Origin of the sequence: Rhizobium sp. 0TCS1.26 (assembly GCF_050455525.1) — a bacterium.
Taxonomy (GTDB): Bacteria; Pseudomonadota; Alphaproteobacteria; order Rhizobiales; family Rhizobiaceae; genus Neorhizobium.
Map to the genome: position 1 here is coordinate 264,546 of NZ_JBCIYV010000003.1, position 12,175 is coordinate 276,720.

A 12,175-nucleotide genomic window follows, 5' to 3' on the forward strand; every position below is an offset into this window, starting at 1 on the left:
GGCTGGAAAGCTCACGTTGTCCGGGAGGAACATTGGCAGGCCTGGCCGGTTCGACCGGATGACGGTCATGACGGCTGGCGTTCTGCAGACGATGTTCCGGAGGCGTCTTGCGAACGTGCATCGCGCATGGCGTTGACACGTCAACGCGCCTGAACAACCGGCGCTTTCCCAGGTCTTACGGAAGGAGAACGACATGAACCCAGTCCAGGCAAGCAAGGGCCTCGCATTGGTCACCGGTGCGTCCACAGGTATCGGTTACGAACTCGCCAAGCGTGCCGCTCAGGATGGCTACGATCTGGTGATCGCCGCGGACGAGGCGGAGATCGAGCGTGCTGCCGCCAGCCTCAAGGAATTCGGCGTCCAGGTGCAGGCAATGCAGGTGGATCTTGCGACGACGGAAGGCGTGGAGCGTCTCTCGTCTGCGGTTCGGTCGCTCGGCCGTCCGGTCGATCTTCTGCTCGCAAATGCCGGCCGGGGCCTTGGGGAGGGTTTCCTCGACGAGGACCTGGAGGCGGCTCTGCGGGTCGTCAACACCAACGTGTCAGGGACGATCTCGCTCGTTCACGCCATCGGCAACGACATGCGCCGGCGCGGCGAGGGACGTATCCTCCTGACCGGGTCGATCGCCGGCTTCATGCCGGGAAGCTTCCAGGCGGTCTACAACGCCACCAAGGCCTTCATCAACAGCTTCTCGTTTGCGCTTCGGGACGAGTTGAAGGGCACGGGCGTCAGCGTCACCTGCCTCATGCCGGGTCCGACCGATACGGAATTCTTCGAGCGCGCCGAACTGCAGAACACCTCGGTCGGCCAGATGAAGAAGGACGACCCGGTGATGGTCGCCAAGCTCGGCTATGAGGCGATGATGGATGGCGAAGGTGACGTTGTCACCGGCTGGAAGAACAAGCTGCAGTCGGCGCTCGCGAACGTCACACCGGCGGGCGCTCTCGCGGCAGCGCATCGAAAGATGGCCGAGCCGAACGACCACAAGCACTGAACTGTCAGCGCAGTTGGCCGGGCGACAGGGTCGGCCGGCTGCTGCTTGAGCGATGCAATCGGAAAGACCCCGCTGCGCTGACGCGCTACGGGGTTTTTCGTTGGTCATAGGATATGATCTGAGAAGGTCAGCCTAGTCCTTGGCCGGCTCGCCCTTGTCCATTGTCTTGCGATTGTCCTTGGCCAGCTTCTCGTCCTGGCGCTTCAGCTCGCGGTCGATCGTGTCGCGATCGCCTTCGGCAGGCTGCTCCTGAGGTGTATCGGTCTTGGCTTCCATTGGATCCTCCATAGTCTGGAGATCAACCGATAGTCCGCCCGAATGTTCCGCGGGCTTCAGCTGCGGGCTTAGCCGCCTGCGGGGGCCAACGCGACAGGCGCTGGCGAAAGCGACTTCTGGATCCGTCCGCGGCCGACATCGATGACGTGTCGCATGGCGGCGACTGCCTTGTCCGCATCGCGCGAGGCAATGGCGTGAACGATCCGCAGGTGGTTGGTCGCGACCTCCTCGATCATTTCCGGCGATGCGGCCGGCGACGAAAGCCGGAAGGCGATCGCCAGCGCGGCCTCGATCAGCGCACTTGCCGATCGCATGAACGGATTGCCGGACATCCGGGCGATGGCAAGGTGGAATTCCAGATCGACCTTGGCGATCGTCTCGGGAGAATGAGACGGATCATCGAACCTTGCTGCGATGGCATAGAGGGCGACGATGTCGTCACTGGTCGCCCTTTCGGCAGCAGCAGCGGCCGCTGCGGGTTCCAGCGCCATCCGCATCTCGGCCAGGTACTCGATGAACACCAAGTCGACGCCGGCATCGCAGCGCCAGCCGAGGACGTCCGGATCGAAGAAGTTCCAGCTCGAGCGCGGCAGCACGCGCGTGCCGACCTTGGCCTTGGCCTCGATCAGGCGCTTTGCCGCCAGCGTCTTCATCGCCTCGCGCAGAACCGTGCGCGATACACTGAAGCGCTGCGAAAGCTCCGCATCACCTGGCAGAATGGAGCCCTCGGGGATGGCCCCGGAGACGATGGCGTTTCCGAGTTCAGCCACCACATGCGCGTGGCTGCTGCCGCGCTTGCGTCCTGCGATGGTGGTCTCGAGAAGTCCCACTTATGTTCCCCTTGCCGCACGCGCCATGGCGCGTGTGTTCGAATACCAGATGATACCGCGCTGCAGGGCAATGAATACGAACAACAGGATGCCGATGGCGATTTTCGTCCACCATGACGAGAGCGTGCCATCGAAGACGATGTAGGTCTGGATCAATCCCTGGATCAGGATGCCGACCAGCGTGCCGGCGACGAGACCGGATCCGCCTGTTAGCAGGGTCCCGCCAATGACCACCGCGGCGATGGCATCAAGCTCGATGCCGACGGTGGCAAGCGAATAGCCCGAGGATGTGTAGAGCGTGTAGGCGATACCCGACAGCCCGGACAGAAAGCCGGACAACGCATAGATCGCGACCGTGGTTCGGCCGACGGCGACGCCCATCAGCTCGGCAGACTGGATGTTGCCCCCGAGTGCGTAGACGTTGGAGCCGAAGCGCGTGCGGCTGGCGATGATGCCGCCGACGGCAAACACCAGAAGCATCAGCATCGCCATGGCCGTCAGGCGCCCGCCGCCCGGAAGACGGATGAAGGTCGCCTGGATGGCATCGATGAACGGATGCGAGATCGGCACGGATTCCGTCGACACCAGATAGGCGGCGCCACGGGCGAGAAACATGCCGGCGAGCGTGACGACGAAGGGCGGGATCGCCAGGAACCGGATCATCAGGCCCATCACGGCGCCGAACGCCGTCGAGAGGCAGAGCACCAGGATGAACGCCGTCAGCGGGTGGAGCCCGAGCGAACCGACCGCCACAGCAACGAAGACGCTGGTGAAGGCAATCACCGAACCCACCGACAGGTCGATGCCGCCCGACAGGATGACGAAGGTCATGCCGACCGCAGCAATCCCGAGGAAGGCGTTGTCGGTCAGCAGGTTGGCGATCACCCGGGTCGACAGCATGGCGGGAAACTGCGTGGCGCAGAGAGCGAAGGCGAGAATGAAGACGACGAGGGTCGCATAGAAGGGCAGGTTGCGGGACCGGGTCACGAGGTCTTCTCCTCCGTCGGTGCGAGCGCACGGCGTCGCAGGGCCGGCTTCAGGAAGCCGCCCATCGTCGCGAGCGCCGGCGACTGCAGGGTCAGCACGACGATGATGATGCTCGCCTTGATGATCAGGTTGAATTCTGGCGGGAAGCCGGAGACCAGAATGCCGGTGTTGATCGACTGGATGATCAGCGCGCCGATCAGCGATGCGGTGAGCGAGAAGCGACCACCGTTCAGCGAGGTACCGCCGATGACGACCGCGAGGATGGCGTCCAGCTCCAGCCACAGACCGGCATTGTTGGCGTCGGCCCCGCGGATATCGGCGGTGACGATCAGACCGGCGACGGCCGCCATGACCCCTGAGACGGAGTAGACGAAGAACAGCAGGATCCGGGCGCGGACGCCGGCAAGCGCTGCGGCGCGGCGATTGATCCCGACCGCCTCGATCAGAAATCCGAGCGCCGACTTGCGCACCAGAAGCCCGACCAGCAGGCCCGCGGCGAGCCACAACAGCACCGGGATCGGCACGCCGGCGAACGAGCCGGAGCCAAGGGCGGAGAACTGGTCGTTGTTGAACGTCAGGATGACGCCCTCGGTGATCAACTGGGCGATACCGCGTCCGGCAACCATCAGGATCAGCGTCGCGATGATCGGCTGGATGTCGAGAAGCGCGACGAGCGTGGCGTTCCAGATGCCGCAGGCAAGCCCGACGGCGAGCGATACCAGGATCACCACCGGCAGGGGATAGCCGTCGGCCACCAGCGAGGCCGCGACCGCGCCGCAGATGGCGATCACCGCGCCGATCGACAAATCGATGCCGCGGGTGGCGATGACCAGCGTCATGCCGATCGTCAGCAGGGCCACCGGTGCAGCGCGCACCAGAACGTCGATGAGGCTGCCGTAGAGACGGCCGTTCTGCATCGAGATGGACAGGAAGCCGGGCGACAGGATCGAGATCGCCGCGATGATGGCAAACAATGCGATCAGCTGCGGTGCCAGCCGGCGCAACTTGCGGGACAGGTAGTCGAGCATCAGGCGGCCTCCGTCCGGCTCGGATCAGCGATCGCGTGCATGATGTTGTCGGCGGTGATCTCGCTGCCGCGCAGTTCGGCCACGTGCTGGCGGTCGGCGAGAACGATGACCCGGTGGGCGACAGCCGTCAGTTCCTCCAGTTCGGAGGAGATGACGACAAGGGCCATGCCCTGCTCGCACAGGCGCTCGATCATCTTGAGGATTTCCGCGTGCGCGCCGATATCGATGCCGCGGGTCGGCTCGTCGAGGATCAGCAGCCGCGGGTCTGTGGCGAGCCAGCGGGCGAGGATCGCCTTCTGCTGATTGCCGCCTGACAGGAACTTGATCGGGCGCGAAGCATCGGCAGGACGGATGTCGAGCGACTGGATGAACTCAGCCGCCAGCGTCTTCTGGTGGCTCTGCGACAACGGGCGGTACCAGCCGGCCCGCGCCTGCAGCGCAAGAGCAATGTTCTCGGCAACCGAAAAGTCGCCGATGATGCCGTCGGTCTTGCGCTCTTCCGGGCAAAAGCCGAAGCGCTGGGCGATGGCTGCCTCGGGGGAGGTGAGGGACACGGTCTTGCCGTCGACCACGGCGCGGCCGCTGTCGGCCTGGTCGATGCCGAACATCAGGAAGGCGGTTTCGGTGCGGCCTGAGCCGAGCAGACCGGCGATGCCGATGACTTCGCCCGGCTGGATTGCCAGATCGAAGGGTGCGACGCTGCCGCGTTTTCCAAAGCCCTCGAAGCGGAACGCAGCCTCGCCGACCGGCAAGGACGCATCGGCGGCGCCATGCGTCTCGTGCGTGAGGTTCTGCAGCTCGCGGCCGAGCATCATCGAGATCAGCTCCATGCGCGGCAGGTCCGCCAGCGGGCGGCTGCCGACCAGCCTGCCGTTGCGCAGCACGGTCGCGCGATCGGCCACTGCGTAGACCTGGTTGAGGAAATGGGTGATGATAATGATGCCGAGGCCCTCGTCGCGGAGCTGGCGCAGCACCCGGAACAGCATCTCGACCTCATGGTTGTCGAGGCTTGCCGTCGGTTCGTCGAGCACGAGGACCTTGCCCGAGAGGTCGACGGCGCGGGCGATGGCGATGATCTGGCGGATGGCGACCGAATAGCTCGACAGCAGCGCATCCACGTCGATCGTCAGGCCGTAGCGGGACAGGAGGTTCTGCGCCTGGCGCCGCATCGCGCGACGGTCGACAAGCCCGAAACGGCGCGGCTGGCGGCCGAGGAAGAGGTTTTCGGCTACCGACAGGTTTTCCAGCAGATTGACCTCCTGGTAAACGGTGCCGATGCCGAGGTTCTGCGCCTGCGCCACGTCAGTGGGGAAGATCTCCTCGCCGTCCAGGCAGACAATCCCCTGATCGCGGCGATAGACTCCGGTCAGGATCTTGATCAGCGTCGATTTGCCGGCGCCGTTCTCACCAAGCAGAGCATGGATCTCGCCGCGCTGGAGCGTGAAATCGACGTTCTCCAGCGCCACGTTTCCGAGGAAGCTCTTGCCGATGGCGCGAGCCTCCAGAAGGGGGGGACGATCTGACATTCAATGACTTCCGCGAAAAGCTTGCTGCATGGCGCCCGAAGGGCAGCTGCAGGACCGGTGCGGGGAGGGCCGCCTGCCCGGAGGCGGGCGACATCCCGAACTGGCAGAGGCCGGCAGCGCAGTGGCCCTGCCGGCCTGTACCGATGAGCGGACCGGAACGATCAGTAACCGAGACCCTTCTTCGCCTCGTAGACCTTCATCGGGTCATCGCTGGCGGTGTAGAGCTTGGACTCGGTCTGGATCCACTTCTTCGGTTCCTTCTTGTCCTTCAGGTAAGCTTCGAGGACATCGAAGGCCGGACCCGCCATGTTCGGCGTCAGTTCGACGGTTGCATTGGCCTCACCTGCCGCCATCGCCTTGAAGATATCCGGAACCGCATCGATCGAGACGATCTTGATGTCGGTGCCGGGCTTCAGTCCGGCTTCCTTGATCGCCTGGATCGCGCCGACAGCCATGTCGTCATTGTGCGCATACACGGCGCAGATGCCCTTGCCCCCGCCCTCCGCCTTGATGAAGCTTTCCATGACTTCCTTGCCCTTGGTGCGGGTGAAGTCGCCGGTCTGCGAGCGGGTGATCTTGATGTTGGCATGCGATGCAATGGCCTGCTCGAAGCCCTTCTTGCGGTTGATCGCAGGCGAGGAGCCGGTGGTGCCCTGAAGCTCGACCACCTTGCAGTCCTTGGCGCCGACATCCTTGACCAGCCAGTCGCCGGCAACCTTGCCTTCGTGCACCTGGTCGGACGTAACAGCGGTCAGGTAGAGGCTGTCCGGAGCTTCGATCTGCCGGTCAAGCAGGATGACCGGGATGTTCTCCTCCTTGGCTTCCTTGAGCACGGCATCCCAGCCGGTGGCGACGACCGGTGCGATCAGGATCGCATCGACGCCCTGGGCGATGAAGCCGCGCACCGCCTTGATCTGGTTTTCCTGCTTCTGCTGCGCATCGGCGAATTTCAGCGTAACACCGCGTTTTTCCGCTTCCTGCTTGGTCACGGTGGTTTCCGCCGCACGCCAGCCCGATTCCGAGCCGATCTGCGAAAATCCGACAGTCAGAGACTGCGCGGAGACGCTGGAAGCCAAAGAAAGTGTGAGGGCGACGCCAAGCGTCGAAAGTGCCAGTCTCATCATATCCTCCCAGAGATGAATTCAGCAAAGAACGATCTAGAGAGATCATATAATAATACTTTTGAAAAGCCTGAAATTCGCAAAAATTTCCGCGTTTCGGCCACGGCATTTGGTTAAATCGATGTAAATGGGCGCCTGGACGCATTAATGTTGCGCCGCAGCAAGGTTACGACGCTGCGCACAAAGCCACTGATCCCGCTTGACAACAGGGCGCCTGCACAAATAGTCATATTAATGAGCCAAGGCGTCAGGCGCCGGGAGGAAACCGCGGCTCAAGCCGCGGAATGAATAAGAGTAGGCTTTGCAATGTTGAGACTTTTGCAGGTGTCCGTCGACGGACAGGTGCGCGTAGTGGCTTGGGACGGCGAGGGGGAGGCCAGAATCGTCGAGGGAGTGTCCTCGACCTATGAACTGGCACAGAAGGCGATTGCCGCCGACAAGAGTTTTGCCGATTTCATATCCGGCCAGCCGGTAGGCCCGGCCGTCGATTTGGCTTTGGCCGCGCGCGAAGACCGTCTGCGCCTGCCGGTCGAACATGCCGATCCAGCACATTTCATCGTCGCCGGCACGGGCCTGACGCATCTCGGATCGGCCGACGGCCGCGACAAGATGCACAAGGCAGCCCAGTCTGCCGAGAAGCCGACGGACTCGATGCGCATGTTCCTGATGGGCGTCGAGGGCGGCAAGCCGAAGCCCGGCGAAGCCGGCGTTCAGCCGGAATGGTTCTACAAGGGCGACGGCTCGCAGCTGAAGTCCACGGGTGAAGACCTGGTCTCGCCGGCGTTTGCACTGGATGGCGGCGAAGAGCCGGAGCTGGCGGCGATCTACCTGATCGGCCCCGACGGGACGCCCTTCCGCCTCGGCTTCTGTCTCGCCAACGAGTTCTCCGACCACGTGACCGAAAAGGGTAACTACCTCTGGCTCGCGCATTCCAAGCTGCGCCAGGCGTCGCTTGGACCGGAACTGCTGGTGGGCGAGCTTCCGAGCCATGTCGAGGGAACGTCCCGCATCCGGCGCGGTGAAGAGGTGATCTTCGAAAAGCCCTTCTTGTCGGGCGAAGCGAACATGTCGCACACCATCGCCAATCTCGAGTACCACAATTTCAAGTACGATCTTTTCCGCCGTCCGGGCGATCTGCACGTGCATTTCTTCGGCACGGCGACGCTGTCGTTCTCCGAGGGCGTAAAGACCGAGCCGGGCGACCAGTTCGAGATCTCGGCTGCACCTTTCGGGTTGACACTTGTCAACCGGCTGGCCGTGGCGACTGAGTCGCCTGTTGCCATCCGGGCTCTGTGAGGCGTCATGGCTGACATTCGTCTCGCAATCGTAGGGCTTGGCAAGATCGCCCGCGATCAGCATCTGGGTGCGATCGACGCCACCGATGGTGTCTCGCTGGTGGCTGTCGCCAGCCGCAATGCCGGTCTGGACGGCGTGCGCTGTTTCACCGAAATCGACGAGCTGCTGGCCTCGGATGTCGAGGTCGACGCGGTGTCGCTGTGCACACCGCCGCAAGGTCGTTTCGCCCAGGCGCGCGCCGCCCTTCTGGCCGGCAAGCACGTGATGCTGGAAAAGCCGCCTGGCGCCACGCTTGCCGAAGTCTTTGCACTGGAACAGTTGGCGTCACAGCAGGGCGTGACCCTGCACGCCACATGGCATTCGCGTGAAGCCGCAGCTGTCGAGCCCGCCCGTCAGCTGCTCGCCACCCGGCGCATCCGTTCGGTCCACGTCGAATGGAAGGAAGATGTCCGCCACTGGCATCCGGGGCAGGCTTGGATCTGGGAACCGGGCGGTCTCGGCGTCTTCGATCCCGGCATCAACGCGCTGTCGATCGTCACCCGCATCATGCCCGAGGCGTTCCATCTAGTCTCTTCCGAGCTGTCGTTCCCGCAGAACCGCGCCGCACCGATCGCTGCAGATCTCGCCTTCGAAACGGCATCCGGCCTGCCGGTGACCGCGTCATTCGACTGGCGCCAGACCGGGCCGCAGACCTGGGACATCCGGATCGAAACCGAGGAAGGACCGATCGTCCTGACCCACGGCGGAAGCCGCCTATTCGTCGATGGAACCGCGCAAATCGTCGAAGAGGACCGCGAATATCGCAACCTCTACCGGCAGTTCGTCGAGCTGGTCGCGGCCGGGCGTTCCGATACGGATTTTTCGCCGCTGGTGCATGTGGCGGATGCGTTTATGCTGGGCAAGCGACACGCGGTCGACGCTTTTGAGGATTGACCGCTTCATGCGGATGTCCGTTTCACGCGCTTAACGAGAAGAAGACAATGTCAAACTCTGAAAATTTCCCGTCGACCGAGATCGCCGAAACCGATGCCAAGCGCGGTCAGGTGAACAAGTTGCGTTCGCGCGCCTGGTTCGACAATCCGGACAATGCCGACATGACGGCGCTCTACCTCGAGCGCTACATGAACTTCGGCCTCAGCCAAGCCGAACTGCAGAGCGACCGTCCGATCATCGGGATCGCCCAGACGGGCTCGGACCTTTCGCCGTGCAACCGTCACCATCTCGAACTGGCGCATCGCCTGCGCGAGGGCATCCGTGAAGCTGGCGGCATCGCCATCGAATTTCCGGTCCATCCGATCCAGGAAACCGGCAAGCGTCCGACGGCCGGTCTCGACCGTAACCTTGCCTATCTCGGCCTCGTCGAAGTTCTCTACGGCTACCCGCTCGACGGCGTCGTCCTGACGATCGGTTGCGACAAGACAACGCCGGCCTGTCTCATGGCGGCGGCCACCGTCAACATTCCGGCCATCGCACTCTCCGTCGGTCCGATGCTGAACGGCTGGTTCCGCGGCGAGCGCACCGGTTCGGGCACCATCGTCTGGAAGGCCCGCGAACTGCTGGCGAAGGGCGAGATCGACTATGCCGGCTTCGTCAAGCTGGTCGCGTCCTCCGCGCCGTCCACCGGCTACTGCAACACCATGGGCACGGCGACGACGATGAACTCGCTTGCCGAAGCGCTCGGCATGCAGCTTCCCGGTTCGGCCGCCATTCCGGCGCCTTACCGCGACCGCCAGGAGATTTCCTACCTGACCGGCCTGCGCATCGTCGAAATGGTGAAGGAGGATCTGAAGCCTTCCGACATCATGACCAAGGATGCCTTCATCAACGCCATCCGCGTCAACTCGGCGATCGGCGGCTCGACGAATGCGCCGATCCACCTCAACGGCCTGGCACGGCATCTCGGCGTCGAACTGACGGTCGACGACTGGCAGACCTACGGCGAAGAGATCCCGCTGCTGGTCAACCTGCAGCCGGCCGGCGAATATCTCGGCGAAGACTACTACCACGCAGGCGGCGTCCCAGCGGTCGTCAACCAGCTCATGAGCAAGGGCCTCATCAACGAGGATGCCATGACGGTCAACGGCAAGACGATCGGCGACAACTGCCGCGGCGCGATCATCGAGGACGACAAGGTCATCCGTCCGTTCGACCAGCCGCTGAAGGCGCATGCCGGCTTCCGCGTCCTGCGCGGCAACCTGTTCTCGTCGGCGATCATGAAGACCAGCGTCATCTCCAAGGAGTTCCGCGACCGGTATCTCTCCAACCCGAACGATCCGGAGGCCTTCGAGGGCACCGCCGTCGTGTTCGACGGTCCGGAAGACTATCACCACCGGATCGACGACCCGTCGCTCGGGATCAACGAACACTCCGTGCTGTTCATGCGCGGCGCCGGCCCGATCGGCTATCCCGGTGCTGCCGAAGTCGTCAACATGCGCGCTCCGGATTACCTGCTGAACAAGGGCATCACCTCGCTGCCGTGCATCGGCGACGGGCGCCAGTCCGGCACCTCGGGCAGCCCGTCGATCCTCAACGCGTCGCCGGAAGCGGCCGCCGGCGGTGGCCTGGCGCTGCTGAAGACCGGCGACCGCGTTCGCATCGACGTGGGTCGCGGCAAGGCCGACATCCTGATCTCGGATGACGAACTGGCCGCACGTCGTCGCGAATTCGATGCGAATGGCGGCTATGCCTATCCGAAGCACCAGACGCCGTGGCAGGAAATCCAGCGCGGCATCGTCGGGCAGCTGGAATCCGGCGCCGTGCTGGAGCCGGCGGTCAAGTATCAGCGGATCGCCCAGACGGAAGGCATTCCGCGCGACAATCACTAAGGCCGTTGCGGCAGGGATATCCCTGTCAACAATTGCCGGAAGACAGAACGGGATCTGCTCATTGCAGCGGGTCCCGTTTCGGACCAACCAACGGTGGACAGCCTGGCTGTCTACGGGGGATGAAGACGGGCTCGACGTGAGTCCCGCCGTTTAGGAGGAGAATTATTCGATGAAAGCTTTGAAGTATCTCACAACGGTTGCCATGTTCGCAGCCATGGCGTTTGCCGCTCCGGCCGGCGCTGCCGACAAGGGCACCGTCGGCGTTGCCATGCCGACGAAGTCCTCGGCCCGCTGGATCGCCGATGGCGACAACATGGTCAAGGTTCTGGAAGAGCGCGGCTACACCGTCGACCTGCAGTACGCAGAAGACGACATCCCGAACCAGCTCTCGCAGATCGAGAACATGATCACCAAGGGCGCCAAGGTTCTGGTAATCGCGGCGATCGACGGCACCACCCTGTCGGACGTTCTGCAGCAGGCTGCAGACCAGAAGATCCAGGTCATCGCCTATGACCGCCTGATCCGCGACACGCCGAATGTCAGCTACTACGCCACGTTCGACAACTTCCAGGTCGGCGTTCTGCAGGCCACCACGCTCGTCAAGGCTCTGAAGGCCGACACCGAGAAGGGCCCGTTCAACATCGAGCTGTTCGGCGGCTCGCCGGACGACAACAACGCCTTCTTCTTCTACAACGGCGCCATGAGCGTTCTGCAGCCGCTGATCGACAAGGGCACCCTCGTCGTCGGTTCGGGACAGACCGGCATGGACAAGGTATCCACTCTGCGCTGGGACGGTGCAACCGCCCAGGCCCGCATGGACGCCATCCTGTCCGCCTACTACAACGACAAGAAGCTGAACGCTGTCCTGTCGCCTTATGACGGTATCTCGATCGGTATCCTGTCGTCGCTGAAGGGCGTCGGCTACGGTTCTGGTGACATGCCGATGCCGTTCGTTTCCGGTCAGGACGCCGAAGTTCCTTCGGTCAAGTCGATCATCGCCGGCGAACAGTATTCGACGATCTTCAAGGACACCCGCGAACTGGCCAAGGTTACCGTCGACATGGTTGATGCCGTCATGACCGGCAAGGAACCGACCGTCAACGATACCAAGACCTATGACAACGGCAAGAAGATCGTTCCGTCCTATCTGCTGAAGCCGGTTGCCGTCGACAAGACCAACTGGAAGATGCTGATCGACACCGGTTACTACACCGAAGCTCAGATCAAGTAAGATCACACCTCACCGATGCGGCGGCCGGATCGGCCGCCGCATTTTTCCTATCCCATCGGAG

11 protein-coding genes are annotated in these 12,175 nt (G+C 63.2%); 5 read left to right on the top strand and 6 right to left on the bottom strand.

The window, feature by feature from the left end; all coding sequences use genetic code 11:
* Window positions 1-193: 193 nt before the first annotated feature.
* A complete protein-coding gene (locus tag AAIH46_RS15315) occupies window positions 194-994 on the top strand; it encodes an SDR family NAD(P)-dependent oxidoreductase (protein WP_430306827.1) in 801 nt (266 codons plus the stop codon).
* Between the two features lie 132 nt (window positions 995-1,126).
* On the opposite strand, the gene AAIH46_RS15320 is transcribed toward AAIH46_RS15315, so the two are convergent.
* The 6 genes from AAIH46_RS15320 to ytfQ all read right to left on the bottom strand — a co-directional run bounded on the left by AAIH46_RS15320 (window position 1,127) and on the right by ytfQ (window position 6,762).
* Window positions 1,127-1,270, bottom strand: coding sequence for a hypothetical protein (locus AAIH46_RS15320; RefSeq protein ID WP_430306828.1), 144 nt, complete (start codon window positions 1,268-1,270; stop codon window positions 1,127-1,129).
* A 68-nt stretch (window positions 1,271-1,338) separates the two neighbouring features.
* Window positions 1,339-2,100: a FadR/GntR family transcriptional regulator gene (locus AAIH46_RS15325; RefSeq protein WP_430306829.1), complete on the bottom strand. Its 762-nt coding sequence runs from the start codon at window positions 2,098-2,100 to the stop codon at window positions 1,339-1,341.
* On the bottom strand, window positions 2,101-3,087 hold the full coding sequence (gene yjfF / locus AAIH46_RS15330; protein WP_430306830.1) for a galactofuranose ABC transporter, permease protein YjfF: 987 nt from the start codon (window positions 3,085-3,087) through the stop codon (window positions 2,101-2,103). It lies immediately after the preceding gene.
* Window positions 3,084-4,115, bottom strand: a complete 1,032-nt coding sequence (locus AAIH46_RS15335; RefSeq protein WP_430306831.1) for an ABC transporter permease — start codon at window positions 4,113-4,115, stop codon at window positions 3,084-3,086. The genes yjfF and AAIH46_RS15335 overlap by 4 nt, the downstream gene beginning before the upstream one ends.
* Window positions 4,115-5,641: a sugar ABC transporter ATP-binding protein gene (locus AAIH46_RS15340; RefSeq protein ID WP_430306832.1), complete on the bottom strand. Its 1,527-nt coding sequence runs from the start codon at window positions 5,639-5,641 to the stop codon at window positions 4,115-4,117. Before AAIH46_RS15340 ends, AAIH46_RS15335 begins: the two co-directional genes overlap by 1 nt.
* Window positions 5,642-5,802: 161 nt before the next feature.
* On the bottom strand, window positions 5,803-6,762 hold the full coding sequence (gene ytfQ, locus AAIH46_RS15345) for a galactofuranose ABC transporter, galactofuranose-binding protein YtfQ (RefSeq protein WP_430306833.1): 960 nt from the start codon (window positions 6,760-6,762) through the stop codon (window positions 5,803-5,805).
* Window positions 6,763-7,068: 306 nt separating this feature from the next.
* Between ytfQ and araD1 the strand changes: the two genes are divergently transcribed.
* From araD1 to chvE, 4 genes are all read left to right on the top strand, one after another.
* Complete coding sequence (araD1, locus tag AAIH46_RS15350; RefSeq protein WP_430306834.1) at window positions 7,069-8,058, top strand: AraD1 family protein; 990 nt, start codon at window positions 7,069-7,071, stop codon at window positions 8,056-8,058.
* A 6-nt stretch (window positions 8,059-8,064) separates the two neighbouring features.
* A complete protein-coding gene (locus AAIH46_RS15355; protein ID WP_430306835.1) occupies window positions 8,065-8,991 on the top strand; it encodes a Gfo/Idh/MocA family protein in 927 nt (308 codons plus the stop codon).
* Between the two features lie 47 nt (window positions 8,992-9,038).
* Entirely contained in the window at window positions 9,039-10,883 is a 1,845-nt protein-coding gene (locus tag AAIH46_RS15360) for an IlvD/Edd family dehydratase (protein ID WP_430306836.1), read from the top strand.
* 169 nt (window positions 10,884-11,052) lie between these two features.
* On the top strand, window positions 11,053-12,114 hold the full coding sequence (chvE, locus tag AAIH46_RS15365; protein WP_430306837.1) for a multiple monosaccharide ABC transporter substrate-binding protein: 1,062 nt from the start codon (window positions 11,053-11,055) through the stop codon (window positions 12,112-12,114).
* Window positions 12,115-12,175 lie beyond the last annotated feature (61 nt).

Bases quoted from the DNA above. Each gene is read 5' to 3' on its own strand.
- AAIH46_RS15355 (WP_430306835.1), top strand. From the start codon at position 8,065: ATGGCTGACATTCGTCTCGCAATCGTAGGGCTTGGCAAGATCGCCCGC.
- chvE (WP_430306837.1), top strand. From the start codon at position 11,053: ATGAAAGCTTTGAAGTATCTCACAACGGTTGCCATGTTCGCAGCCATG.
- araD1 (WP_430306834.1), top strand. From the start codon at position 7,069: ATGTTGAGACTTTTGCAGGTGTCCGTCGACGGACAGGTGCGCGTAGTG.
- AAIH46_RS15335 (WP_430306831.1), bottom strand. From the start codon at position 4,115: ATGCTCGACTACCTGTCCCGCAAGTTGCGCCGGCTGGCACCGCAGCTG.
- AAIH46_RS15315 (WP_430306827.1), top strand. From the start codon at position 194: ATGAACCCAGTCCAGGCAAGCAAGGGCCTCGCATTGGTCACCGGTGCG.
- ytfQ (WP_430306833.1), bottom strand. From the start codon at position 6,762: ATGAGACTGGCACTTTCGACGCTTGGCGTCGCCCTCACACTTTCTTTG.
- AAIH46_RS15360 (WP_430306836.1), top strand. From the start codon at position 9,039: ATGTCAAACTCTGAAAATTTCCCGTCGACCGAGATCGCCGAAACCGAT.
- AAIH46_RS15340 (WP_430306832.1), bottom strand. From the start codon at position 5,641: ATGTCAGATCGTCCCCCCCTTCTGGAGGCTCGCGCCATCGGCAAGAGC.
- AAIH46_RS15320 (WP_430306828.1), bottom strand. From the start codon at position 1,270: ATGGAAGCCAAGACCGATACACCTCAGGAGCAGCCTGCCGAAGGCGAT.